Source organism: Cedecea sp. AS113, from assembly GCF_037152415.1.
Classification (GTDB): Bacteria; Pseudomonadota; Gammaproteobacteria; order Enterobacterales; family Enterobacteriaceae; genus Cedecea.
In genome coordinates this window covers 145,324-169,302 of record NZ_JBBCMI010000010.1, presented here as the reverse complement: position 1 = coordinate 169,302, position 23,979 = coordinate 145,324, and the positions used below count along the sequence as shown (strand labels likewise).

23 protein-coding genes are annotated in these 23,979 nt (G+C 56.0%); 10 read left to right on the top strand and 13 right to left on the bottom strand.

Going from position 1 to position 23,979, the window contains the following annotated elements:
- The first annotated feature begins 63 nt into the window (after positions 1–63).
- On the top strand, positions 64–606 hold the full coding sequence (locus tag WFN87_RS14070) for an isochorismatase family protein (RefSeq protein ID WP_336983244.1): 543 nt from the start codon (positions 64–66) through the stop codon (positions 604–606).
- Positions 603–1,526 (top strand): GlxA family transcriptional regulator, encoded by a 924-nt coding sequence (locus WFN87_RS14065; protein ID WP_336983243.1) that lies wholly within the window; start codon positions 603–605, stop codon positions 1,524–1,526. Before WFN87_RS14070 ends, WFN87_RS14065 begins: the two co-directional genes overlap by 4 nt.
- On the opposite strand, the gene WFN87_RS14060 is transcribed toward WFN87_RS14065, so the two are convergent.
- Entirely contained in the window at positions 1,523–2,518 is a 996-nt protein-coding gene (locus WFN87_RS14060) for an acyltransferase (protein WP_336983242.1), read from the bottom strand. The two genes, WFN87_RS14065 and WFN87_RS14060, sit on opposite strands and share 4 nt — an antisense overlap.
- A gap of 199 nt (positions 2,519–2,717) precedes the next feature.
- Here WFN87_RS14060 and WFN87_RS14055 point away from each other — a divergent pair, with 199 nt between their 5' ends.
- The 4 genes from WFN87_RS14055 to tcp all read left to right on the top strand — a co-directional run bounded on the left by WFN87_RS14055 (position 2,718) and on the right by tcp (position 7,938).
- Positions 2,718–3,005: a YsaB family lipoprotein gene (locus tag WFN87_RS14055; RefSeq protein WP_336983241.1), complete on the top strand. Its 288-nt coding sequence runs from the start codon at positions 2,718–2,720 to the stop codon at positions 3,003–3,005.
- 108 nt (positions 3,006–3,113) lie between these two features.
- Entirely contained in the window at positions 3,114–4,025 is a 912-nt protein-coding gene (glyQ, locus tag WFN87_RS14050; protein ID WP_039298895.1) for a glycine--tRNA ligase subunit alpha, read from the top strand.
- Positions 4,026–4,034: 9 nt separating this feature from the next.
- On the top strand, positions 4,035–6,104 hold the full coding sequence (gene glyS / locus WFN87_RS14045) for a glycine--tRNA ligase subunit beta (protein ID WP_008457646.1): 2,070 nt from the start codon (positions 4,035–4,037) through the stop codon (positions 6,102–6,104).
- 172 nt (positions 6,105–6,276) lie between these two features.
- Positions 6,277–7,938, top strand: coding sequence for a methyl-accepting chemotaxis citrate transducer (gene tcp, locus WFN87_RS14040; RefSeq protein ID WP_336983240.1), 1,662 nt, complete (start codon positions 6,277–6,279; stop codon positions 7,936–7,938).
- A gap of 91 nt (positions 7,939–8,029) precedes the next feature.
- Here the strand turns inward: tcp and WFN87_RS14035 are convergent, their stop codons facing one another.
- Positions 8,030–8,776, bottom strand: a complete 747-nt coding sequence (locus WFN87_RS14035) for an AraC family transcriptional regulator (protein WP_336983239.1) — start codon at positions 8,774–8,776, stop codon at positions 8,030–8,032.
- A gap of 92 nt (positions 8,777–8,868) precedes the next feature.
- Here WFN87_RS14035 and WFN87_RS14030 point away from each other — a divergent pair, with 92 nt between their 5' ends.
- Positions 8,869–9,261 carry a nuclear transport factor 2 family protein gene (locus tag WFN87_RS14030; protein ID WP_336983238.1) on the top strand — a complete coding sequence of 131 codons (393 nt, stop codon included), beginning with the start codon at positions 8,869–8,871 and terminating at the stop codon, positions 9,259–9,261.
- A 111-nt stretch (positions 9,262–9,372) separates the two neighbouring features.
- Here WFN87_RS14030 and WFN87_RS14025 read toward each other — a convergent pair whose 3' ends face one another.
- On the bottom strand, positions 9,373–9,660 hold the full coding sequence (locus WFN87_RS14025; protein WP_008457638.1) for an HTH-type transcriptional regulator: 288 nt from the start codon (positions 9,658–9,660) through the stop codon (positions 9,373–9,375).
- Positions 9,661–10,207: 547 nt separating this feature from the next.
- Between WFN87_RS14025 and WFN87_RS14020 the strand changes: the two genes are divergently transcribed.
- The 3 genes from WFN87_RS14020 (at position 10,208) to WFN87_RS14010 (ending at position 12,867) form a co-directional block, all read left to right on the top strand.
- Entirely contained in the window at positions 10,208–11,014 is an 807-nt protein-coding gene (locus tag WFN87_RS14020; RefSeq protein WP_336983237.1) for a MipA/OmpV family protein, read from the top strand.
- Positions 11,015–11,285: 271 nt separating this feature from the next.
- On the top strand, positions 11,286–11,996 hold the full coding sequence (locus WFN87_RS14015; protein WP_336983255.1) for a DUF3053 domain-containing protein: 711 nt from the start codon (positions 11,286–11,288) through the stop codon (positions 11,994–11,996).
- A gap of 178 nt (positions 11,997–12,174) precedes the next feature.
- Positions 12,175–12,867, top strand: a complete 693-nt coding sequence (locus tag WFN87_RS14010) for a hypothetical protein (RefSeq protein ID WP_008457632.1) — start codon at positions 12,175–12,177, stop codon at positions 12,865–12,867.
- A gap of 577 nt (positions 12,868–13,444) precedes the next feature.
- Here WFN87_RS14010 and ghrB read toward each other — a convergent pair.
- From ghrB to dppC, 10 genes are all read right to left on the bottom strand, one after another.
- Positions 13,445–14,419 (bottom strand): glyoxylate/hydroxypyruvate reductase GhrB, encoded by a 975-nt coding sequence (gene ghrB, locus WFN87_RS14005; protein ID WP_336983236.1) that lies wholly within the window; start codon positions 14,417–14,419, stop codon positions 13,445–13,447.
- 56 nt (positions 14,420–14,475) lie between these two features.
- The gene (locus WFN87_RS14000; protein WP_008457627.1) at positions 14,476–15,759 is read right to left on the bottom strand and encodes an MFS transporter; all 1,284 of its coding nucleotides are present in this window, start codon (positions 15,757–15,759) and stop codon (positions 14,476–14,478) included.
- Between the two features lie 68 nt (positions 15,760–15,827).
- The gene (locus WFN87_RS13995; RefSeq protein WP_336983235.1) at positions 15,828–16,763 is read right to left on the bottom strand and encodes a sugar kinase; all 936 of its coding nucleotides are present in this window, start codon (positions 16,761–16,763) and stop codon (positions 15,828–15,830) included.
- Between the two features lie 2 nt (positions 16,764–16,765).
- Complete coding sequence (locus WFN87_RS13990) at positions 16,766–17,515, bottom strand: sugar phosphate isomerase/epimerase family protein (RefSeq protein ID WP_336819334.1); 750 nt, start codon at positions 17,513–17,515, stop codon at positions 16,766–16,768.
- A gap of 113 nt (positions 17,516–17,628) precedes the next feature.
- Positions 17,629–18,648 (bottom strand): LacI family DNA-binding transcriptional regulator, encoded by a 1,020-nt coding sequence (locus WFN87_RS13985; protein WP_336983234.1) that lies wholly within the window; start codon positions 18,646–18,648, stop codon positions 17,629–17,631.
- 79 nt (positions 18,649–18,727) lie between these two features.
- On the bottom strand, positions 18,728–19,621 hold the full coding sequence (locus tag WFN87_RS13980) for a LysR family transcriptional regulator (protein WP_336983233.1): 894 nt from the start codon (positions 19,619–19,621) through the stop codon (positions 18,728–18,730).
- Between the two features lie 58 nt (positions 19,622–19,679).
- Positions 19,680–20,867 carry an MFS transporter gene (locus WFN87_RS13975; protein ID WP_336983232.1) on the bottom strand — a complete coding sequence of 396 codons (1,188 nt, stop codon included), beginning with the start codon at positions 20,865–20,867 and terminating at the stop codon, positions 19,680–19,682.
- A gap of 203 nt (positions 20,868–21,070) precedes the next feature.
- Entirely contained in the window at positions 21,071–22,078 is a 1,008-nt protein-coding gene (dppF, locus tag WFN87_RS13970) for a dipeptide ABC transporter ATP-binding subunit DppF (RefSeq protein ID WP_008457615.1), read from the bottom strand.
- Positions 22,075–23,058 (bottom strand): dipeptide ABC transporter ATP-binding protein, encoded by a 984-nt coding sequence (gene dppD, locus WFN87_RS13965; protein ID WP_008457613.1) that lies wholly within the window; start codon positions 23,056–23,058, stop codon positions 22,075–22,077. Before dppD ends, dppF begins: the two co-directional genes overlap by 4 nt.
- 10 nt (positions 23,059–23,068) lie before the next feature.
- On the bottom strand, positions 23,069–23,971 hold the full coding sequence (dppC, locus tag WFN87_RS13960) for a dipeptide ABC transporter permease DppC (RefSeq protein ID WP_336983231.1): 903 nt from the start codon (positions 23,969–23,971) through the stop codon (positions 23,069–23,071).
- Between the last annotated feature and the right edge of the window lie 8 nt (positions 23,972–23,979).

Genomic DNA, 23,979 nt, shown 5'->3' with positions numbered 1-23,979 from the left:
GTATTAGCAACCGTGAAATCCCTTGTCAGAATGGTTTTAACCTCACTAACAAGGAGTCCGAAAATGTCACGTACAGCGCTGATCAATATTGATACCCAGCAGTCTTTCTTTCACCTGGATTATTGGCGGGAGGATGATGTCCCGGCGTTCCAACAGGCGATGCTGGCACTCATTGCAGGCTGCCAGCAGAAAGGTGTGCCGGTGGTGGATATCTTCCATGTGGATGAAGACGATGTCTTTTCGCTGGCCTCCGGGTTTGTTACGCCGATGCCATTTTTACGCCATCAGCCTGCGGTCAGTTTCCAGAAACACGTCCACAACGCGTTTACCGACACCGGGCTGGATCATTGGCTCCGTGCCCGAGACATCAACCACCTGATTATCTGTGGGATCCGTACCGAACAATGCTGCGAAACCACTGCGCGGGTGGCCTCCGACCTGGGCTACCGGATTTCTTTTGTTAGCGAGGCGATGCTGACCTTCCCGATGACCTGGAAAGGCGTTACGCTGGACGCCGCCACCCTGCGCCACCGCACCGAAACCGTGCTGGCAGGGCGGTTCGCCGAAATTCAAACCGTAGCCGAGTGCCTGGAGTCGCTGGAATGAGTGTGGGGGTCTGGTTTGTGGTGCTGCCGGGGGTTTTGTCCCTCGATCTGAGCGGCCCGGCGGAAACGCTGGTGCTGGCGAGGCACGCGTTTGATCTGCACTACATTGGCCCGGACCCTGAGGTCGAAACCTCTATCGGCCTGACGTTCAGCGGTATTCAGCCGTTACCTGAGACCCTTCCCGCCGGAAGTCTGCTGGTGCTGCCCGGCGTATGCGATTCAAACCGCTTTTTTGCCACGCCGCAGGCGGAAGAAGTCCGGCGGTGGTTAACCCGGCTGCAGCCGCAAATCCACAGCCAGCAGCTTAATCTGATGTGCGTTTGTTCCGGGGCGCTGCTGGCAGCCCGTGCGGGTTTGATGCACGGCATTCAGTGCACAACGCACCATGACGTGCTTGAAAGACTGAAAGCCGCTGCGCCGGGCGCGCAGGTGAAAGATAACCGCATTTTTGTGGAAGATCGCGGTATATGGACCAGCGCAGGGATCACATCGGGGATCGATCTCGCTTTGCATTTGATTAACCGACACTGCGGGCCACGGATGGCACTCGATGTTGCCAGAGAGATGGTGGTCTGGTTCCGCCGTTCGGGAGACGATCCGCAGCTTTCGCCCTGGCTTCGCTACCGGAACCACATTCACCCGGCGGTGCATCGCGCGCAGGATCTGCTTTCGGCTGCACCTGAGGCTGCCTGGCCGATCCCGGAAATTGCTAACCGGGTTCACGTCAGCCCCCGACATTTATCCCGCCTTTTTCAGCATCACCTGGGCATTTCCGTGCGCGACTACCTGGAACAGCTCCGGCTGGCGGTGGCGGAACAGCGGCTGCAGCAGGGGCAGCGTATGGAACAGGCCGCCAGCGCCGCCGGGTTTTCCTCTCCGCGCCAGCTTCATCGGGCCAGAGGCCGCAGCCGCGACGCTTAACTCACCAGCTTTTTGCGGTCAAGTTTTCCCAGCCCAACGGCCAGCAGCAGGCTGCCCGCCAGCGTCGCGCCGAAGATCCACAGAATATCCAGCACTGGCCAGTGGGTCAGCTCGATATTATGGGTACGCAGGTAATGGATAATCAGCGCATGAAACCCATAAATACCCAGCGAGTAGCGTGAGATAAACGTCAGGCCGGGCAGCGGGCGCTGGTTCAGGCAGTTTTTGGCGACGACCAGCAGGCTGATGGCGGCGATAAACACCAGCGGCCCGCAGTAGACGTAAAAGGTTTCGGCGAAGTTTTTGTTGATTTCCAACTGCCGATGCGTGCCCAGCGCAATGGAGATGACGCAAATCACAAACAGGCCGCCTGCCAGGCCGCTGACGCCTTTTCTTTGGGTTTCGAGCATCCCAATCGCCCGGCCAAGCAGCCCATAAAGCACGTAATAGAAGGTGTCGCCGTTGATGTAGAGGTTAACGGGCAGCCAGCGCATATTGCCCACCGTCTGCGGCACCGTGTTGGGGTTGGCCACCACGCCGAGCAGCACCATCAGCCCCAGAATTGTCACGGCACTGACTTTCTTGACCTGTATCAGCGGTGAAAGCAGGTAAATCACCATAATCGCGAAGAAAAACCACAGGTGGTAGAACACCGGCTTGACCAGGATATAGCGTAGCGCAAGGCCGGTGCTGATGGGGGTAAACAGCCAGATATACAGCAGCGCAATGGCGCTATAAAACAGCAGGCAGCTGGCTATCCGTAGAAAGTGCCGCTGCTGCGCGCTGCGTTCACCAAAAAACAGGTAGCCGGAAATCATGAAAAACAGCGGGACGCTGACGCGAGAAGCCGAGTTCAGAGCGTTTGAAAAGTCCCAGCTAAACGCGGTGACGGTGTGTGGATTCGTGATGTACCAGGTTGTGGTGTGGATCATGACCACCATCAGGCAGGCGATGCCCCGAAGGTTGTCTATCCAGTTTATTTTTTGCTGCATTCGTCCCTCTGAACCCGCTTGCTTACCCGTGTCCGGAAATGTCTGAGTTTGCCCGGCGCATCTTGCTATCCCCGTGGCGGCTTCGCAAAATGCCTGCTGCACGAGGAGTTGACATAAGAAACCGAGTTTAACGTACTGGTAGCGAATGATGATGGCAGAAAGAAAAAATAGGCTCCTCTTAACCGCTTTTCTGGCGTTAATGCTCAGCGCCTGCAGTTCTACGCCGCAGGAAGGCCAGGTCGCGCAGAAGTTGCGCCCGGTGGTTCACACCGAAGCAATGGAGCTTGCCTGTAAAAATCAGGCCGCTTATCGCTACAACACCCAGCCGCAGCGTATTAATCTGTCAGATTTTAAGCAGTATCAGGCCAGCTACGAAATGATGGGCAGCACCGCCCGCAAAGAGGGGTTTACCTGTTCGTTTGACGAAAGCGGTCAATTTTCACACCTTTCCAGCCGCGAAAACCTCAACCAACGCGCAACAACCTGACGCCTTTCTCCCTCACGGCCGTTCCGTTGCCGTGTTGATACAACTCGACCGCGTTTGCGTATATACTGGCCGCTTCTCTTAAATCCACCGAACGCGTGCGAATTCAACATGCAAAAGTTTGATACCAAGACCTTTCAAGGCCTGATCCTGACTTTACAGGACTACTGGGCTCGCCAGGGCTGCACCATTGTTCAACCTTTGGACATGGAAGTGGGCGCAGGCACCTCTCATCCGATGACCTGCCTGCGTGCCTTAGGGCCGGAGCCAATGGCCACCGCTTATGTGCAGCCGTCCCGCCGTCCTACCGATGGCCGCTACGGCGAAAACCCGAACCGTTTACAGCACTACTACCAGTTCCAGGTAGTGATTAAGCCTTCTCCGGACAACATTCAGGAGCTGTACCTCGGGTCGCTGAAAGAGCTGGGTATGGATCCGGAGATCCATGACATTCGTTTCGTGGAAGATAACTGGGAAAACCCAACGCTTGGCGCGTGGGGCCTGGGCTGGGAAGTCTGGCTCAACGGCATGGAAGTGACGCAGTTCACCTACTTCCAGCAGGTTGGCGGCCTCGAGTGCAAGCCGGTAACCGGCGAAATCACCTACGGTTTAGAGCGCCTGGCCATGTACATTCAGGGCGTAGACAGCGTTTACGACCTCGTGTGGAGCGACGGCCCGCTGGGGAAAACCACCTACGGCGACGTGTTCCACCAGAACGAAGTGGAGCAGTCCACCTATAACTTCGAATACGCCGACGTGGACTTCCTGTTCACCTGCTTCGAGCAGTACGAGAAAGAAGCGCAGCAGCTGCTGGCGCTGGAAACTCCGCTCCCGCTCCCGGCCTACGAACGTATTCTGAAAGCCGCCCACAGCTTTAACCTGCTGGATGCGCGCAAGGCCATTTCCGTGACCGAGCGCCAGCGCTACATTCTGCGCATTCGCACCCTGACCAAAGCCGTGGCCGAAGCCTACTACGCTTCTCGTGAAGCGCTTGGCTTCCCGATGTGCAATAAGAAAAACTAAGAGGCCGCCATGTCTGAAAAAACTTTTCTGGTGGAGATCGGCACTGAAGAGCTGCCACCAAAAGCCCTGCGCAGCCTGGCTGAATCCTTCGCTGCCAACGTTACCGCCGAGCTGGATGCGGCCAACATCGCCCACGGCGAAGTAAAATGGTTTGCTGCCCCGCGTCGCCTGGCGCTGAAAATTGCTAATCTGGCGGCTTCACAGCCGGATCGCGAAGTCGAAAAACGCGGCCCTGCGGTGTCTGCGGCATTCGATGCTGAAGGTAAACCAAGCAAAGCCGCCGAAGGCTGGGCTCGTGGCTGTGGGATCACCGTTGACCAGGCCGAGCGTCTGGCTACCGACAAAGGCGAGTGGCTGATGTATCGCGCCCACGTGAAGGGCGAAAGCGTGCAGGCTCTGCTGCCGAACATGATCGCTACTTCTCTGGCTAAGCTGCCGATTCCTAAGCTGATGCGCTGGGGCGCGTCCGATATCCAGTTCGTGCGTCCGATTCACACCGTGACGCTGCTGCTGGGTGACGAACTGATCCCTGCCACTATTCTGGGCATTCAGTCCGCCCGCGTCATTCGCGGCCATCGCTTTATGGGCGAGCCGGAGTTCACCATCGACAATGCCGACCAGTACCCGCAGATCCTGCTGGAGCGCGGGAAGGTCATTGCCGATTACGAAGCGCGTAAAGCCGTCATCAAACGTGATGCCGAAGAAGCCGCCCGTAAAATCGGCGGTCAGGCTGATCTGAGCGAAAGCCTGCTGGAAGAAGTCACCTCGCTGGTGGAATGGCCGGTGGTGCTGACCGCGAAGTTCGAAGAGAAATTCCTGGCCGTGCCTGCTGAAGCGCTGGTTTACACCATGAAGGGTGACCAGAAGTACTTCCCGGTCTACGCGGCCGACGGCAAACTGCTGCCGAACTTCATCTTCGTGGCGAACATCGAGTCCAAAGACCCGGTGCAGATCATCTCCGGTAACGAGAAGGTGGTTCGCCCGCGCCTGGCAGATGCCGAGTTCTTCTTCAATACCGACCGCAAAAAACGCCTGGAAGACAATCTGCCGCGTCTGGAAACCGTGCTGTTCCAGAAAGAGCTGGGCACCCTGCGCGACAAAACCAACCGTATCGAAGCCCTTTCCGGCTGGATTGCGGGCCAGATTGGTGCCGACGTGAACCACGCGACCCGTGCAGGCCTGCTGTCCAAGTGCGACCTGATGACCAACATGGTGTTCGAGTTTACCGACACCCAGGGCGTGATGGGCATGCACTACGCGCGCCACGACGGCGAAGCGGAAGACGTGGCTGTTGCGCTGAACGAGCAGTACCAGCCACGCTTTGCGGGCGATGCTCTGCCGTCTAACCTTGTAGCCTGTGCGGTAGCGATTGCCGACAAGATGGACACCCTTGCGGGCATCTTCGGCATCGGCCAGCATCCGAAAGGCGACAAAGATCCGTTTGCGCTGCGCCGTGCCGCGCTGGGCGTGCTGCGTATTATCGTCGAGAAAAACCTGCCGCTGGATCTGCAGACCCTGACCGAAGAAGCGGTTCGCCTCTACGGCAGCAAGCTGACCAACACCAACGTGGTGGATGAGGTTATCGACTTTATGCTGGGGCGCTTCCGTACCTGGTATCAGGAAGAAGGCCACGCGGTTGACACCATCCAGGCGGTACTGGCGCGTCGTCCTACCAAACCGGCTGATTTCGATGCTCGCATGAAGGCGGTTTCCCACTTCCGTACTCTGGAAGCGGCGGCGTCTCTGGCGGCGGCGAACAAGCGTGTTTCCAACATTCTTGCCAAGTCTGACGAAGTGCTGAACGACACCGTACAGGCCACCGTGCTGAAAGAAGCCGAAGAAATTCGCCTGGCGACCAACGTTGTCGTGCTGCGCGATAAGCTACAGCCGTACTTCGCTGAAGGCCGTTACCAGGAAGCCCTGGAAGAGCTGGCGAATCTGCGCGAGCCGGTGGATGAGTTCTTCGACAAAGTGATGGTAAACGCAGAAGATAAAGATCTGCGTATTAACCGCCTGACGCTGCTGACCAAGCTACGCGAGCTGTTCCTGCAGGTGGCGGACATCTCTCTGCTGCAGTAATTGCCTTGTGTTGTGACTAAATCCCAAAACCCGCTTCGGCGGGTTTTTTTATTAATTTTTTTACTTTCAAATATCAATGGATTAACAAAAAGTCGCGTCACAGGCGGTAAGGGAAATCTGCGCCGAACCGATATATCTCATATCGGCCATTACCTCAGGAACGTTGGGCGCTATGAAAAATATCAAAGTTATCACCGGAATTGTCACTACGCTGGGGATCTTCAGCGTGCTCTTGCTGGTGACCGGGGCTCTGTACTACTCCTCCGTCAGCAGCGATCGCCTTAACTTCCAGAATACCGGCCTGCTGAACTACCAGCAGCAGCAGCTGGGCGGCAGCTTCCAGACGCTGGTTGAAACTCGCGTCACCATCAACCGCGTGGCGATTCGTGTGCTGAAAAATCAGCGCGATCCTGCCTCGCTGGAGGCGATAAACAAGCTACTAACGAATGCCGGTGTGCTGCTGGCCGACGCGCAAAAGCAGTTCTCCAGCTACATGGATTCCGACGATGTGCCGGGTCAGGATAAAGCCCTCGACGACAAAGCGGCGGCCAGCTTCAAGCAAATGCACGACGTCATGGCCCAGTCTATTCAGTTCCTGAAGACCGATAACTACCAGGCTTATGGCAACCTCGACGCCCAGCAGGCTCAGGACGATTTCAAAGCCGTTTACGGCCAGTGGCTGACTCAGAACACCCGGCTGTTGAAGGCCGCCAGCGCGGAGAACCAAAGCAGCTATACCGGTATGCTCTGGACGCTGGGCACCATTTTACTGATTGTCATCGCGGCGCTGGTGGTTATCTGGCTGGGGCTGCAGCGCGTGCTGCTGCGCCCGCTGAAAAACGTAATGGGGCATATCCAGGCGATCTCTGAGGGGGATTTAACTCGTACGATCGACGCCGAAGGGCGCAGCGAAATGAGCCGCCTGTCTGCCGGACTTAAATCCATGCAGCAATCGCTGGCGAAGACCGTGAGCGTGGTGCGTGACAATGCGGATTCTATTTACACCGGTGCCAGCGAAATCTCTGCCGGCAGCAGCGATCTTTCCTCCCGCACCGAGCAGCAGGCGGCGGCGCTGGAGGAGACGGCGGCCAGCATGGAGCAACTGACCGCGACCGTGAAACAGAACACCGATAACGCTCGTCAGGCCACCGGTCTGGCGAAAAACGCCTCCGAAACCGCGCAAAAAGGCGGGCGCGTGGTGGATAGCGTGGTCAGCACCATGAACGAAATCGCCGAAAGCTCTGGCAAAATCGTGGATATCACCAGCGTTATCGACAGCATTGCTTTCCAAACCAACATTCTGGCGCTGAACGCCGCGGTAGAAGCTGCGCGTGCGGGTGAGCAAGGGCGTGGATTTGCCGTGGTTGCGGGAGAAGTCAGAACGCTGGCTAGCCGCAGCGCACAGGCGGCGAAAGAGATTAAAGTGCTGATTGAAAACTCGGTGTCGCGCATTGATACCGGCTCCAGCCAGGTGCGAGAGGCGGGCGCGACCATGAAAGAGATCGTCTCGGCGGTCACCCGCGTGACTGACATCATGGGCGAAATTGCGTCGGCCTCTGAAGAGCAAAGCAAAGGCATTGAACAGGTGGCGCAGGCGGTATCTGAGATGGATAGCGTGACCCAGCAGAACGCCTCGCTGGTGGAAGAGTCCGCTTCTGCCGCTGCGGCTTTGGAAGACCAGGCGAGCGAGCTACGCCTGGCGGTGGCGGTTTTCCAGCTCCAGCAATCCGGCGGACGCCGTGTGGAGGCGGTGCAGGAAAAACTTCGCCCGCAGCCAGCGACGTTGAAACCGCAAACGGCCTCAGCCTCTGATGCAAACTGGGAAACGTTCTGATTTTTTTCATTGCCAGTGCTGAGCGAAGAGACTCCGGGAGGGTTCCGAAGGTACAGGACTTCCGATTCCACCCTCCGCGAATAGGCATGATTCATCCTGCTGACGGCTGGCAGGATGACACTTTAAATTGTCCGGGCGTCTTGCCAAATCTCAACCGAAACGCCTCTATGTAAGCGCTGATATTGCTGTAGCCGCTTCGCTCGGCGACTTCACCGATGGGTAAACCCGAAGTTATCCACTGGAGTGAGGACACTATTTTCGCCTGTTGCCGCCACTGGCTGAAACTTAACCCGGTTTGCTGATTGAATAAACGGCTGAGATTTCTGACGCTTAGTCCCCATTGATGAGCAAGCTGCGCCTGATCGAGCCTGGTGGCGGGATGTCTCAATAATTCCTCTGCAACGTTACGCGCCCGGCGATCCGAAGGCAAAGTGAGCTCGAGAGGCCATTGTGGGAGCTGCTTTATTTCATGGCTCAAGAGCGTGAGAAGGCTACATAAATAATCAGATGACAGGGGTTGGTTAACATTAAGTTCTAAACGCGCCAGCAGCGCAAACACAAAATGGTCGACCCCATAAATCCCCGGTTCAGGTGGGAATAAGGTGCAGGAGGCTGCAGAGAGATAAAGGCTGCTTCCTTTGACGTTGCCCGGAAACCAGGCCCGGTGCTCTATTCCGGTGGGAAACCAACCCAGCGTGCCGGCGGTAACGTGCCACTGCGCCTGTAGCGTTTCAATCACCATCACGCCCTGCTCAAGCCAATAAAGCTGTCCCGAGGTATGTTTGTGCCAGGGCGTTGAGTGTTGACGCAAATAATCAATTTTTTGTGTTTTTATCATATGGCTGATTAACCGTAAAAGTTGTCTTGATACGGATATTATCCAGTTATTAATGCTTTGTAGACTGGGGGCTCCAACAAAAGGAGTTTTCTATGAAATCGCAAAGCCAGAGCGTCATTGACGCATTACAGGAAATTATTTGTAGCCCCGAGCATGATGAACAAAAAATTGCACAGTACTTTGCTGCGGATTACCGGCAAATCGTCGATGGCAAATCACTGAGCTATGATGACTTCATTAATCATATGAGCGCGCTAAAAGTGCAGACCCAAAAAATTCATCTGACAGTTAAGGCGGCCGTTGGGGAAGGAGACACCGTATTTACGCAGCACTATGTAAAGGTCGAGAAAAATGAGGCTGAATGGAGTGAATTCGAAGTGTTTGCCCGATTTACCTTACTGGCTGGAAAAATTCATCGTTGCGAAGAGGTAACCCGGATGATTCACGGGGTGAGCGAGGACAGTGATTTTGGCAGCAGGCGCTGATTTTCTTTAGTACCCACTACGATGTTGCCAGAGACTGGAGCTAAGACGGTGGCTTATTAATGACAAACCCCGCGTCATGGCGGGGTTGTTTTCTTGCGGTACAGCGGTTTTCTAACTGATTAACTGTTTACTAAGGCCTGGGTTGGCCTGAATCAGACGCATTAATTTCAGTTCGGTGATGGAGGGCTTGAGTCGTCTGGACTCCCATTCCTGCACCATCGTTACGCTGACCCCCATCACCTGAGCAAAATCATCGATTTTTAGTCCGGTACTTTTACGTAGCTGCTCAAACTCCGAGAAGGCGCTGGGTTTCTGACTCAGGCTAACGGCCTGATTATCTTTAAAAACAATCTGCTCAAGACTGCTAAGCAGCTCAATCATTGGATCTTTATATTCCATTGAGAACTCCTCATAAATCACACAGCGAGAACGTGAACGCAAAGAAGCCTATTAACTGTAGCTGGATTTAAAGCGTGCGTGGGATCACGCTAGTGGCTAAACGTGCTGCAAAAAATGCTTATGCGTTTCAGCTGAATACACAGTCGGGGTAAGCGCTTGAAAAGTCATAGATGCAGGCTTTTAGTATAAATATGTAAATAGTTATGCGGTTTATGACATCATGCCTGGAGCAGAGGTGTTGGCCGCAGCGGGCAAAGATAAAATTTTGCTGGACATGCCTAATGTAATCACATTAAAAAATAACTCATCCGCTGATGCGGTACAAAACTAAATAAAATTAGAACGGCCGTTATTAATTAGATGTCTAATGAATTAATTGTGTATTTTGTTTTGCTGTCGTTTATTTATCCTGCGTTTCACTGTCGGTGCTATACGTTGTATTTTGCGGTATCTGAATATAAAAAGATATGTTTTTAACATTTACCATTAATTCAATGATTTCAATTCCTTAATACCTAACCGTGGTTTTAAATAAAGGAACTTAATTTTGAAAAAATCTCTGGCAATCTCGGTATTTGCTTTATCCCTTTTATTTCCTGTATTAGCCCAGGCTGAAGATGGAAAAGCTTATTTAACCGTTGGCGGCGGCGTCGCGTTTGCGCCGGCTTATCAGGGGGCGGATAAATACCGGCCAACGGCGCTTTACGATTTGAGCATCGGCTACAGTCACGGAAGCTGGGGCAGCGTGAGTCTTGGGAATAATGGCCTTAGTTGGGCGCTGCCGCTGGATGAGCCTTTTGGCGTGGCGCTCTTGCTTGATTATGACTCAGGCCGGGATGAAGTTATTAATACGCTTGATGGCAAAGACAGAACGCTTAAGGGCATGGGCGACCTGGGGGGCGCTTTGCAGGCGGGCGTGGAGCTAAGCTATTTGTTGGATCCCTTCCGCAGCTATGTAAAGGTGCTGCAGGCGACGAAGAAAAGGCATTATGGCGGAGAGGATTTAGGCCGCACTTTACTGGCTGAACTGGGGGTTGGCACCGTAACGCCTCTTAACGATCGGTTCTCTCTGCAAACAAATCTCTCCACAACATGGGTAAACAGCGGCTATCAACGCGGCTATTTTGGCGTGACTCCCGAGCAGGCGCAGCGCACGGCCTTTTCTACCTGGCGACCAGGCAGTGGTTTTAAGGATGTCACGCTGACCGCAGCGCTAAATTATGAATGGACCCAAAATATTGCGCTACAGGCGGGGGCGGGAGTCACCGCCTTAGTGGGTGATGCCGCCGACAGCCCAATTGTTGCAAAGAAAGTGGCCACGCTGAGTTTTGTCAGCGCCAGCTACAGTTTCTGATATTGGTCCTGGACGAGGATGTGTTTGCATAAGCGGCCAGATTAGCGGCCGCTTTATTATTTACTCTGCATGACTAAACCTTGCTAAGTAGAAGGTCTTTGTTATTCCTCAGCCAGTGCCTTGCCAAAGTTCAGGCAGAGAGGCAAAGCTTGCTCAGAGCGGAAAGAGATTGTTGCGAAAGGGTATCTTGCGAAGGGCGGTTGGACTATTCTTAGCATCGTTATTGGGTGGCAATTTGCCAGGTAGTGCATTGGTGACAGGAGTAGAAATGATGGCGACAGGTAAGTCCTGGTCTCGCTGGTTTGCGCCGCTGGCGGCGTTATTAATGGTGGTGAGCCTGAGTGGTTGCTTCGATAAAGAAGGCGATCAGCGTAAGGCGTTCATCGATTTTCTGCAAAACACGGCTATGCGTAGCGGCGACCGCCTGCCGACGCTGACGTCCGATCAGAAAAAACAGTTTGGCCCGCTGGTCTCTGACTACGCCATTCTGTACGGCTTCTCCCAGCAGGTTAGCCAGGCCATGGACGAAGGCATGAAGCCGGTTGTGGATAGCGTGAACAGCATCCGCGCTCCGCAGGATTACATGACCCAGCGCGACGCGCTGCGCCAGGCTAACGGTTCGCTGAACGTTTTGGGTCAGCAGGTTCAGAATGCCAAGATGCAGGCCGACGGTGCGCTTGCAGCGCTGAAGCAGCCTGACGATCTGAAAACCGTTTACTATCAGGTTTATCAGAAAGTCGTCACCGGCCCGGCGAACGCCATGGCGCCGTTGATCCCAGCCGCGCAGACCCTGACCCAGCAGCTGGTGCAGGTGGGTGATTTTATCGCTCAGCAGGGAACGCAAGTTGGCTTTGCTAACGGCGGGATTCAGTTCCTGACTTCCCAGCAGGCAAGCCAGTACAACTCGCTGATTGGCCCGCTGTCCGCTCAGCACCAGGCATTTACTCAGGCCTGGGCCGCAGCGCAGGCTGCTACGCAGTAAGTTTTATGCTCTAAGAAAAAGCGGAGCGCTTCACGGCGACTCCGCTTTTTTTATGGCTGATATTCTCGATAAAAGGATGGCCGGCTGGGTTATTTAATAAACGCTTTTTATTTACTTGCCGGATTTTAAAATATACCCTTTTAAAACGGACTTAATAATTAGCACGGAGCGGCTATGTATGTTTTACAGAAATGACGTTATTAGTTATCTGCAGTCAAATAAAATTCTTGCTCAAAAGCTTGATCGTGCAGTCATTGGGGTTCGGAAAGCAGTCTCACATCAGATTGAAACCATTGGCGCGGGGGCAACGCGGGCTTTGTATTACACATCCTGCTTTACTGAAGAATACCAGGATGTGTGCCAGCAGCAAAAAACTGAAGATATCAGATTTACTAAGGGTGTTATTTATCTGTTAAAGAATGGTGGCGTCATTGGTGATATGTTGGAAATTTATTTTGTTAATCTTATTAAATTTAGGACATCTGAGCAATTACAATACATCCAGAAAAAACTGATGGCTGTAAATGCCCGTATTGCGTCCAACACACTTACCAGCCACGGACTCGCATTAATGGTTGCGAGCACAGTTGCTTTTGGAATGGGCGCAAGACAAGGTGTGAGTATATTTGCTGGGCATACAGCAAATAGAGTGGCGATGGGTGCGACTATGTATGGTGTCGTCCAGAGAGCAGCAGAAAGCGCCCATCGGCTTCGTGCCGCTTATCCAGGTTACTATTCAGCGCTATACGCGCAAGATCTGGAGATGATGTACTTTCTGATTGAGCCATTGTTTCAATATTCTCGTGCACGAGATGTAGTTTGGACATCAGATGACGAAATTATCGACATTATCACTAGCATGGTTCGATAACTATGATGAATATTATAAAAAGACTTCTTAAGCGATTTTTAAAATCTTTATTCTCTCCGTACATCCCAACAGCGGCAACATTCTTGTTTGCCGTGGTTCTTGTCTATTTTTTTCCTGATGGCCCCATCTGGCCTGTTGGTGTTTTCTTTATACTTATGGTTTATATAACTGTTCGTTACTTGAAATGGTAAATTATATTGTATTTTACCTTGCTATTCGATAACTATGATGAATGTGATTAAACGATTTTTTAAACGACTTTTTAGATCTTTATTTTTTCCCTGTATTCCAACAGCATCAACGGCCTTGTTCGCTATTCTCTGGGTCTATTTTTTCCCTGATGGCCCCATCTGGCCTGTTGGTGTTTTCGCCATATTTATGATTTATATCGTTGCCAGATACTTAAGATGGTGAGGTGCAGGGGAATCTGCCGTGGATTATTGATAAAATAATTATATTTATATGCGAGCAAACATAAATGCAGGAAATGATCATGCGGTATAAGACCGAGGCAGCCTCATACCGGCATAACGTCATTTATTCGACGGGCTAGCTTTTTTCTGGCCCGCCGGAAAAGCTATTTCAGTACCTGCGGATTCACGCAGTTCACTTCCACCCTGCCGGTTAACGCGGTAATCAGGTTTTCCACCGCGCATTCTGCCATGCCGTAGCGGGTTTCATGGGTGGCGGAACCGATGTGCGGCAAGGCCACCACATTCGGCATGCCGAGCAGCGGGGACTCCAGCGGCAGGGGTTCTTGTTCGAAGACATCCAGTCCGGCGGCGTGAATTTTTCCCTCTTCCAGCGCCTGAATCAGCGCTTTCTCGTCCACCACCGGGCCGCGGCCGACGTTGATTAAAATGGCGGAAGACTTCATTTTCGCCATTTGTTCTGCGCCAATCAGGTGGCGGGTTTCGTCGCTGAGCGGCAGCAGAATACAAACGAAGTCAGACTCTGCCAGTAGGGTGTCCAGGTCGCAGTAGCGGGCGTTAAAGCGCTCTTCCGCTTCCTTATGATGGCGGCGGGCGTTGTACAGAATTGGCATACTGAAGCCGAAGTGCGCGCGCTGTGCCAGCGCCAGGCCGATGCGCCCCATGCCCAGAATACCGAGCGTTTTATGATGCACGTCGATACCAAACCAGTCAGCCCCAATACTGCTTTGCCATTCGCCGACCTTCACGCGCTCGGCGACTTCCACCACGCGGCGTGCGCTGGACAGGATCAGCGCCATGGCGGTATCGGCGACGGTTTCGGTCAGCACCGTCGGGGTGTGCATCAGCACAACGCCGCGTTCGTTCAGGGCGTCCACATTGAAGTTATCGTAGCCGACAGAAACGGTAGAAGCTGCCCGCAGCTTTGGCGTATGCGCGAGAAACGCTGCGTCGACCTTGCCGCCAGAGCCGAGGATACCTTCCGCATTGGCAAACAGCGCTGCGTTCGCTTGCACGGTTTCCGGGCTGATATCGTCAAGCTGGGTAACGGTAAAGTGGCTTTCAAGACGGGACAGCAGATTGTCAGGCAGTGCCTTGTAGAGGATGACGGACGGCTTCATGAGATTCTCCGTTTTCGGTTAAACGCGAACCGGGCGACAGAGCGCCCGGCGCGGAGTCAGGCGTGATGTGCGCCGGACGGGATTTGTTGATGATTAGCGGGCTTCACAATCAGAGTAAGCCATACCGAGGCGAGCAGCGCCAGCCCCATAAAGACATAGGACGCTGCCGGGCTGCCGGTGGCACCGTTCAGGTAGCCCACAAACCAGGAGCCGACGAAGGAGCCCAGCGCGCCCATGCTGTTGATTAAGGCCATCGCGCCGCCGGCAACGTTCTTCGGCAGCATCTCCGGGATAATGGCGAAGAAGGGGCCATAAGGGGCGTACATCGCGGCCCCGGCAATCACCAGCAGCGTATAGGACACCCAGAAATGGTTGGCACCGACCAGCCATGAGCCGAGGAACGCCAGGGCACCAATCAGCAGCAGTGGCCAGACGAACAGCTTCCGATTTTGCATTTTGTCCGACGCCCATGAGACGGCGATCATCGCGATGGTCGCGGCCAGATAAGGCACGGAAGAGAGCCAGCCGACTTCTACCATTCCCATGCCTGACGCGCCCGCGCTGCGGATAATCGATGGCAGCCACAGCACGAAACCGTACACCCCGATGCTCCAGGCAAAATACTGCATACACAGAATAACCACGTTACGTGACCGGAAGGCTTCACTGTAGTTACGCACGGCTTTGATGCCTTCCTGCTCTTTCTGTAACTGCGCCTGCAGGGCCGATTTTTCACTGTCGGACAGCCAGCCCACCTGGGCAGGTTTATCTTTTACCAGCATCCACCAGGCAAACGCCCAGATAACCGCCGGGATCCCTTCGATGATAAACATCTCACGCCAGCCGAAGGCCTGAATCAGGTAGCCGGAAACGACCGACATCCACAGCACGGTGACCGGGTTGCCGAGGATCAGAAAGGTATTGGCGCGGGAGCGTTCGGATTTGGTAAACCAGTTGCTGATGTAAATCAGCATCGCTGGCATCACCGCCGCTTCCACCACGCCGAGGACAAAGCGGATGGCGGCCAGCATTGGAATGTTGCTCACCACGCCGGTCAGCGAGGCGCAGCCGCCCCACAGAATCAGGCAGACGAAGATAAGCTTACGCACGCTGCGGCGCTCGGCGTACATCGCCCCGGGGATCTGGAAGAAGAAGTAGCCGAGGAAAAACAGCGCCCCCAGCAGCGATGAAATGCCTTTGGTGATGCCGAGGTCGTCGTTGATGCCTGCGGCGGAAGCGAAGCTGAAATTGGCGCGGTCGAGGTAAGCCAGGCTATACGTGATAAACACGATAGGCATGATGTACCACCAGCGCTTTGGCGCGATTGTCTGGTTTTTCATGAGAGTGCCTCTATCTTGAGGTTAACCGTATCGCTTTGTTTGTAGGGGACAGAGCGATGGATTTGGCGTTATTCGCCCAGTGCGCTTCGGGTCGGTAGCCCTTCGCTGTCACCGATGACCTGTATCGCCAGTGAGCCGATTTTGTTGCCCCGGCTGACTGCCTGATGCAAAGATTTCCCTTCCAGCAGGGCGCTGATCACCCCGACCGCAAAGCCGTCTCCGGCCCCCACGGTGTCCACTACGTTTTCCACTTTTACCGCCGCCACGGCGCCTTTCTCGCCGTCTGCGGTTTTATACCAGGCGCCGTCTGCGCCGGTTTTTAGCACCACGACCTTCACGCCCTGATGCAGATAAAAATCGGCGATCCCTTCAGGCGTGTTTTGACCTGTTAGCACAATGCCTTCTTTTACGCCGGGCAGCACCCAGTCGGCCTGGAATGCCAGCTGATTAAGCTGTTTCACCATTGCGGCTTCGCTGCGCCACAGCACCGGGCGCAGATTCGGATCGAAGGAAAGCGTTTTGCCCAGCTGTTTCATGGTTTTGGCCGCGTGGTTCAGCAGCGCCAGAGACGTGTCAGAGAGTGCCGCCGCCACGCCGCTTAGGTGCAGATGGCGCGCTGAGAGGAAGTACTCCTCGTTGAAATCGGCCACAGATAAGTGGCTTGCGGCGGAGTCTTTACGGAAATACTCCACGATGGGATCGGTTCCATCTTCGACTTTGGATTTGAGCTGAAAACCGGTGCGGTACTGCTCATCGACCGTCACTCCGCGGCTGTCGATGTTTTCTTTCGCCAGCTGTTGCAGCACGTAGCGGCCAAAAGAGTCGTTGCCTACGCGGCTTACCCAGCCCACCTTCAGGCCCAGGCGAGCCAGCCCCGTGGCGACATTTAACTCCGCGCCAGCCGCGCGTTTCACAAAATGTTCGGCGGCGGCAAGGTCGCCGGTTTCGCTGGCGACAAACATCGCCATCGCTTCACCTATCGTGATGACATCCAGCTGATGCATGGTTATTCCTCGCGTAAAAGATTGACGTAATGCCGGGTAACCGCGACCAGGTCTCGCCCTTCCAGCGGAAACTCAATGCCGCGTGGGGCATCTGGCGGCAGCATATTCAGCAGCCCTTTCCAGTCTGAACTGGCATCATCCAGCGCCACAGCGCGGTAGCGGTTATGCTGGGCGACCGCTGTTTTGACGTGGATATAGCTCACGGAAGGTGCCAGCGTGCGGGCGGCCTGCTGTGGAGAGTCGTCCACCCACAGCCAGTTGGCCATATCGAAGGTGAGCGTCACCGGCAGGTTGTGAACGCCACAGGCGGCCTGGAAGCGCTGCATTGGCGCAAGTTTGCCGCTGTCGGTTTGGTCGTTTTCCACCACCAGTGCCACGGGGCTTTCGCTGAGCCACTGTTTTAGCGTGTCGAATGCCTGGGCGGTGTTGAACTGCCCGAGAGAGAGCTTCAGCCAGCGGGCATTTAGCTGGTGGGCCTCCTGCAGAAGTGAAGGGATCAGCGAGTTTAGCTTGCCGTCGCCCGTGAACAGCGGCTCCGGCGCGGAATAGCAGGCCTCAAGCCCGTGCTGGGTAATTTCTCCGGCCACGGTCGACAGAAAATCCAGCTGTGTGGCGGTGAACAGTTCGCGGCGGATTTCTACGCCGTCGGCCCCCGCTTCAGCAATGATCGGCAGCACCGCCTGCTGGCCACCGAGGGCGGCTAGGCGGTCGTGGCCGTAGGCGGCGGTGACGACAATAATTTTTCGCGGCATGGTGGTCTCCCGGCGATAACAACGAACGACTGATGTTATTTACGCTAGATGGAACCGGTTCCAAAGAAAAGACCCTGCTTGCCAATTTTTGAGCGCCATCACGAACAAAAGATTTAGCGGGAGGTGGAGCCGCGCACGATAAGCTCGCCGGAGAATAGCTGTTCACGTACGGTTTCAGCGGTGCCTTCAATGCGCCTCACAACTTGCTCCAGCGCGGCGTAGCCTATCTGCCAGGTAGGTTGCTTCAGGGTGGTGATGCCGACGCCGGCAAGTTCCGCCCACTCCAGCTCATCAAACCCCAGCAGGCCGATATCGCTGCCCCAGCTCAGGCCGAGGCGGCGCATTGCGCGGGCAACCTGCAGCGTTAGCGCGCCGTTGGCGGAGATCACCGCTTTACGCATACCGCGGTGGCGGGAGTGGAACTCGCGAAGCGTGTTGTCGATCAGTTCGGCTTCATGCAGCGGTGTTTCTGCATTTTCGGCAATTATGCCGGAATGGCGGCCTAATGTGCTGCGAAATGCTCGCAACCGCTCATGGCGGGTGTTCACCATGCCAAGCGGTTCGCTCAGGAAAAGGAGAGCTTCGAAGCCCTGCTCGATGAGGTGTTCGGTGGCGGTTGTCGCGGCCTGAATGTTATCCAGCCCGACCATGTCACAGGCAAAGTCCGGGATTTTGCGGTCGATAAGCACCATCGGCAGGGCGGACTGTTGCAGGCGGTTGAGCCCCTCTTCACGCATCCCAACCGCATTGACTACAATCCCCTCAACCTGATAGCTGCGCAGCAGGTCGAGGTAGTGCAGTTCCTGATCGACTTCGTTGTTGGTGTTACACACCAGCGGCGTAAAGCCTTTCTCGCGGCAAGCGGCTTCTATACCGCTCAGCACGTCAACGGAATAAGGATTGGTGATGTCGGCAATGATCAGCCCGATAAGGCGGGTGCGGCCTCTTTTCAGGCCTCGCGCCATCTGGCTTGGGCGGTAGTCGAGTTCTGCAATGGCGCGCTCAATGCGCCCACGAAGGTCATCAGACAGCGCGTTCTGCTCACCGTTAAGGTAGCGGGAAACGCTGGTCTTCCCGGTCTTCGCCGCTTTCGCGACATCGCTTATCGTAGGGCGCGCTGCCTTGCCGTTCATAGCCGTCTCCAGAGGGTTAACCCTGCGGAGAGTAACATATTTTTATGCGGGGAAAAGTGAGGTGGCGTCTTTACACCGGTCAGGCAAACCGCGCCACGGCCCATTCAATAAATACCCGCAGCCTGGCGCTAAGGTGGCGGTTGGAAGGATAAACCAGGTACATCTGTTCCGGCGGCGGTGGGTAAGCCTCAAGCACGCTGACCAGCCTCCCGCTGTCGAGATACGGCTGGGCGGCAAAGCGAACGACCTGGGTTAAGGCCGCCCCGGAAAGCGCGATGGCGAGATGGGCGTTACTTTCGTTGACGCTAATCTGATAGCGGTGCTGCATCTCGATGGTTTTTCCCCGATCGACAAAACGCAGCGGAGAGATGCGGTCATTGCGCGCGTGGCGGTAATGCGCCAGCGGGTATCCCTGTTCAAGTTCTTTGGGCCGGGAAGGCGTGCCGTAGCGCTGAAAGTAGTCCGGCGTGGCGCAGGTAACCCAGTCCATAGTAAACAGGCGGCGGGCAATGAGCGTAGAATCAACCAGTGGGCCGCTGCGTATCACGCAGTCCGCATTGTCGTTGATTAAATCGACCAGTCGGTCGCTGACGCCAAGATCTATGGAGATACCCGGGTAGCGTTCAAGAAATTCCGGCAGCGCGGGAATCAGTATCTCGCGAGAGAAAGATCCGCCGACATCCACGCGCAGCACGCCCTGAGGCTCGGTTTGTGATTCGGTCATGCTGCCTTCCATCTGCTCCAGGTCGGCCAGCCATTTTACGGTGCGGCGGTAGTAGCATTCGCCCTCTTTGGTGACCGATACGCTGCGGGTTGTGCGCTGAAACAGCTTGGTCTGCAGGTGGTTTTCAAGATTTTGAATCAGTTTAGTGACGGTCGCTTTCGGCATACTCAGAGAGTCGGCGGCACGGGTAAACCCGCCGGTTTCCACCACGCGATTAAACACCCGAATAGCCAGTAAGTGATGATCCATAGCCGTCCTCAACGAAAAACCCTGCCTCCGGCAGGGTTTTGTTTATCCACGTAAACAATCATCCACATTGTTTAGCGCTAATCATCCGGCTGCGCAAGGAGAGGCCGAAAACCAGCGTGGCCGAGAGCAGCAGCGCCCCGCCAAACAGCATGGCGCTGCTGACGCCGTGCCAGTCTACGACTTCACCGCCGATCAGGGCACCTGATGCCAGGGCAACCTGAATCACCGTGACCATCAGCGCCTGGCCTGCTTCCGGCGCGTCCGGCACCGCTTCAAACATCCAGTTTGTCGCGCAGACCGGCACGGCCCCAAAGGCCAGGCCCCACACCAGCACCATTACCGTGGCGCCCGCAAGGCCGCTAAGCAGTGGGGAGACGAGCAGGATAATGGCCAGCATTGCCGTCGCCAGAATGAAGGTCCCGCGCAGGCTGCGCTCCGCCAGGCGTTCCCCGATAAAGGTACCCAGCAGGCCAACTGCGCCGTAGGCCAGCAGCTGGAAAGTGATCGCCGACGGGCTGAGCACAAAGACCTGCTGCAGCAGCGGACGCAGGTAGGTGTAAGCCGAGAAATGGCCCACAAACAGCAGCACAATGGCGATAAGCCCAATGCGGGCCATAGGCAGGCGCAGCGGAGACAGCAAATCCTGAACGGTGAGCGCCCGGCCAGGCGGCACGGAAGTCAGCAGGCGAAACTGGGCAAGCAGCGTGATGGCGGCTAAACAGGCGCTGGCAAAGAATGCCGTACGCCAGCCGAACAGGTCGCCGATGAATGCCCCGGCGGGGACGCCGCACACCGCGCCGACGGACACGCCGCTAATGATCAGTGCCACGGCGCGTCCCTGGCTCGCTTCCGGCACAAGGTGACGGCCATAGTTTATCGAGAAGGACCAGAACCCGCCGACGGAGATCCCCAGCAGTACGCGGCCCAGCAGCATCATCGGGAAGTTAACGGCCAGGGCGGACACCAGATTTGAGACGACCAACAGCAGCGACAGGCCAAGCATTAGCAGGCGGCGGTCGAGGCTGCCCGAAGCCAGGCTCAGGACCGGGGCCGCGACGGCGGCAACAATGCCTGGCATGGTGACCATCAGCCCGGCGGTGCCGGTGGAAACATTCAGGGAAGGTGCGATGTTGGTCAGCAAACCGATGGGTAGAAACTCGGTGGTAACCATGACAAAGCAGGCCACGGTCAGGGAAAAGACCGCGATCCACGGGGATGTGGCAGGTTTATCTTTATTATTCGACATAGTATTGCGCTTCCGCAGAGACATGCATGAGTGACAGGGATCACAATTTACTCAGTCAGCGGCGGGGGATAAATGCAGGATTTATGATTTCACTGTTTCTGTGGGGGAATAATACGGGAGTCTGCCAGGATTTCTTGGAAAAAATAAATTAATCAATGAGTTGTGAAAAAAACCCTCTCCTTTTAAGGAGAGGGTGAAAACGATTAACGCAATTCCCCGTTCACATCCTGGTCAACCGCGAAACACGCCACCAGCTGGCCATTGCCGTAGTCTTTCAGCTGCGGCTGGAGCTGGGTGCATGGCCCGAAGCGACGGCTGCAGCGGGCGTTAAAGGCGCAGCCCGGCGGCGGGTTCAGCGGGCTTGGCAGCTCGCCGGTCAGCTTGATGCGTTCGCGACGTTCGTCCGGGTTCAGGCGCGGCGTGGCGGACAGCAGCGCCTGGGTGTACGGGTGGCGCGGGTTGGAGAAGATTTGCTCTTTGCTGCCCTTCTCCACGCAGCGGCCGAGGTACATCACCATCACTTCATCGGCGATGTGCTCTACCACCGACAGGTCGTGGGAGATGAACACGTAGGACAGCCCCAGATCCTGCTGCAGATCCATCATCAGGTTCAGTACCTGAGCACGCACCGACACGTCGAGTGCGGAGACCGGCTCATCGGCAATCACCACGTCCGGGTCAAGCATCAGGCCCCGAGCGATAGCGATACGCTGGCGCTGGCCGCCGGAGAACATGTGCGGATAGCGGTCGTAGTGCTCGGTTTTCAGACCCACTTTCGCCATCATCTCCAGCGCTTTTTCGCGGCGCTCGGCTTTGCTCAGGCTGGTGTTGATTTGCAGCGGCTCTTCCAGGATCTGCCCCACTTTTTTACGCGGGTTCAGCGAGCCATAGGGGTTCTGGAAGACGATCTGGATTTTCTGCCGGCGCAGCTTTTCCGCCGAGGCGTCCGGGATCAGCAGATCCTGGCCCTGGTAGTAAAGCTCCCCGCCGGTCGGCACTTCGATCATGGTCAGCAGGCGGCCGAGGGTGGATTTCCCGCAGCCGGATTCACCGACGACCGCCAGCGTTTTGCCGCGTTCGAGGGTAAAGCTTACGCCGTCCAGCGCTTTTACCAGGCGTTCAGGAGCGAAAAAGCCCTTCTTCACCGGGTAATGTTTTTTCAGGTCGATGGCCTGCAACAGCGGTTGCGCGGCGGCCTGTTGGGTACTCATAGGGTTGGCCTCCCGGCATCATCGAGTGGGTAGTGGCATTTGGACTGACGCCCGTCTGCCAGCAGGGTTAACGCTGGCTCTTCGCTGCGGCATTTGTCGGTCGCATACGGGCAGCGCGGGTTCAGCAGGCAGCCGTTCGGGCGGTCGTATTTGCCCGGTACTACGCCCGGCAGCGAGGCCAGACGCGCTTTATCCTGAGCAAATTCCGGCAGCGCACGGAGCAGAGCCTGGGTGTACGGGTGGCGCGGCGCGCGGAAGATATCGTGGGACGAACCCGCTTCCACAACCTGCCCTGCGTACATCACGATGATTTTATGGGCGGCTTCGGCAACCAGCGCGAGATCATGGGTGATCAGGATCAGCGCCATGTTCTCTTTTTGCTGCAGCTCCAGCAGCAGTTCGATGATCTGCGCCTGAATAGTTACGTCGAGCGCGGTGGTTGGCTCATCGGCGATCAGCAGCTTAGGACGACAGGCGATCGCCATGGCGATCATCACGCGCTGGCTCATCCCGCCGGAAAGCTGGTGCGGGTAAACGTCGAGACGTGAAGCCGGGTCAGGAATACCCACCTGGGTCAGCAGGTCGATTGCGCGCTGGCGGCGGGTTTTCTTGTTACCCCCCTGGTGCACCTTAATGGCTTCCATAATCTGGAAACCGACGGTGTAGCACGGGTTCAGGCTGGTCATCGGGTCCTGGAAGATCATCGCCACTTCGGCGCCCACCAGGTTGCGGCGCTCTTTCTCAGAAATGCGCTTCAGATCCCGGCCGTTGAATTCCAGTTTTTCCGGCATCACCCTGCCAGGGAAGTCAATAAGCCCCATAATCGCCAGCGAGCTGACGGATTTACCGGAGCCGGACTCGCCCACGATGCCGACAACCTGCCCCTGATCCACGCTATAGCTGATGCGGTCCACGGCACGGAACGGTGCGTCTTCGTCGCCGAAATGCACCGATAATTTATCTACATTTAATAACGCCATCTCGAACCTCTTACTGCTTCAGTTTGGGATCGAGCGCGTCACGCAGACCGTCACCCATCAGGTTAAATGCCAGCACCGTTAGCAGAATCGCAACCCCTGGGAAGGTCACAACCCACCAGGCACTCTGCGCGAACTGCAACACGTCGGCGAGCATGGTGCCCCACTCCGGTGTTGGCGGCTGCGCACCCATGCCGAGGAAGCCAAGGGCGGCCATATCGAGAATGGCGTTCGAGAAGCCGAGCGACGCCTGAACGATCAGCGGCGCAAGGGTATTCGGGAAGATATTCACAAACATCTGGCGAACCGGGCCAGCGCCCGCCACTCGGGAGGCGGTCACGTAGTCGCGGTTAACTTCCACCAGCACCGCAGCACGCGTTAAACGCACATAGTGCGGCAGCGCGACGAAGGTTAGCGCCAGCGCGGCGTTGCCGATGGACGGGCCGAAGATAGCCACCAGCACCAGCGCCAGCAGCAGGCTTGGCAGTGCCAGCATGATATCGACCACGCGCATGATGATGTTGTCGACCACGCCGCCGAAGTAACCGGCGATCAGGCCCAGCACAATCCCCATCACCAGCGACAGGACAACCACCAGGCAGCCGACCAGCAGCGACAGGCGAGCGCCGTACATCAGGCGGGACAGCACATCGCGACCGACGTCGTCGGTGCCGAGGATGTAGCTCCAGCTCCCGCCTTCCTGCCACACCGGCGGGTGTAACAGCGCGTCGCGGAATTGCTCCGCTGGCGCGTGGGGCGCGAGGAAGTTAGCGAAGACGGCGATGAAGATCATGATGGCGACGTACACCAGGCCGATCACCGCCCCTTTATTGCGTTTGAAGTAGTGCCAGAACTCCTGGAAAGGCGTCATCGGCTTGGGTGCTGCCACCACTTTGTTTTCTGTCAGTTGCGTCATGATGGCCC

Bases quoted from the DNA above. Each gene is read 5' to 3' on its own strand.
- WFN87_RS14070 (WP_336983244.1), top strand. From the start codon at position 64: ATGTCACGTACAGCGCTGATCAATATTGATACCCAGCAGTCTTTCTTT.
- WFN87_RS14065 (WP_336983243.1), top strand. From the start codon at position 603: ATGAGTGTGGGGGTCTGGTTTGTGGTGCTGCCGGGGGTTTTGTCCCTC.
- WFN87_RS14060 (WP_336983242.1), bottom strand. From the start codon at position 2,518: ATGCAGCAAAAAATAAACTGGATAGACAACCTTCGGGGCATCGCCTGC.
- WFN87_RS14055 (WP_336983241.1), top strand. From the start codon at position 2,718: ATGCTCAGCGCCTGCAGTTCTACGCCGCAGGAAGGCCAGGTCGCGCAG.
- glyQ (WP_039298895.1), top strand. From the start codon at position 3,114: ATGCAAAAGTTTGATACCAAGACCTTTCAAGGCCTGATCCTGACTTTA.
- glyS (WP_008457646.1), top strand. From the start codon at position 4,035: ATGTCTGAAAAAACTTTTCTGGTGGAGATCGGCACTGAAGAGCTGCCA.
- tcp (WP_336983240.1), top strand. From the start codon at position 6,277: ATGAAAAATATCAAAGTTATCACCGGAATTGTCACTACGCTGGGGATC.
- WFN87_RS14035 (WP_336983239.1), bottom strand. From the start codon at position 8,776: ATGATAAAAACACAAAAAATTGATTATTTGCGTCAACACTCAACGCCC.
- WFN87_RS14030 (WP_336983238.1), top strand. From the start codon at position 8,869: ATGAAATCGCAAAGCCAGAGCGTCATTGACGCATTACAGGAAATTATT.
- WFN87_RS14025 (WP_008457638.1), bottom strand. From the start codon at position 9,660: ATGGAATATAAAGATCCAATGATTGAGCTGCTTAGCAGTCTTGAGCAG.
- WFN87_RS14015 (WP_336983255.1), top strand. From the start codon at position 11,286: ATGGCGACAGGTAAGTCCTGGTCTCGCTGGTTTGCGCCGCTGGCGGCG.
- WFN87_RS14010 (WP_008457632.1), top strand. From the start codon at position 12,175: ATGTTTTACAGAAATGACGTTATTAGTTATCTGCAGTCAAATAAAATT.
- ghrB (WP_336983236.1), bottom strand. From the start codon at position 14,419: ATGAAGCCGTCCGTCATCCTCTACAAGGCACTGCCTGACAATCTGCTG.
- WFN87_RS14000 (WP_008457627.1), bottom strand. From the start codon at position 15,759: ATGAAAAACCAGACAATCGCGCCAAAGCGCTGGTGGTACATCATGCCT.
- WFN87_RS13995 (WP_336983235.1), bottom strand. From the start codon at position 16,763: ATGCATCAGCTGGATGTCATCACGATAGGTGAAGCGATGGCGATGTTT.
- WFN87_RS13990 (WP_336819334.1), bottom strand. From the start codon at position 17,515: ATGCCGCGAAAAATTATTGTCGTCACCGCCGCCTACGGCCACGACCGC.
- WFN87_RS13985 (WP_336983234.1), bottom strand. From the start codon at position 18,648: ATGAACGGCAAGGCAGCGCGCCCTACGATAAGCGATGTCGCGAAAGCG.
- WFN87_RS13980 (WP_336983233.1), bottom strand. From the start codon at position 19,621: ATGGATCATCACTTACTGGCTATTCGGGTGTTTAATCGCGTGGTGGAA.
- WFN87_RS13975 (WP_336983232.1), bottom strand. From the start codon at position 20,867: ATGTCGAATAATAAAGATAAACCTGCCACATCCCCGTGGATCGCGGTC.
- dppF (WP_008457615.1), bottom strand. From the start codon at position 22,078: ATGAGTACCCAACAGGCCGCCGCGCAACCGCTGTTGCAGGCCATCGAC.
- dppD (WP_008457613.1), bottom strand. From the start codon at position 23,058: ATGGCGTTATTAAATGTAGATAAATTATCGGTGCATTTCGGCGACGAA.
- dppC (WP_336983231.1), bottom strand. From the start codon at position 23,971: ATGACGCAACTGACAGAAAACAAAGTGGTGGCAGCACCCAAGCCGATG.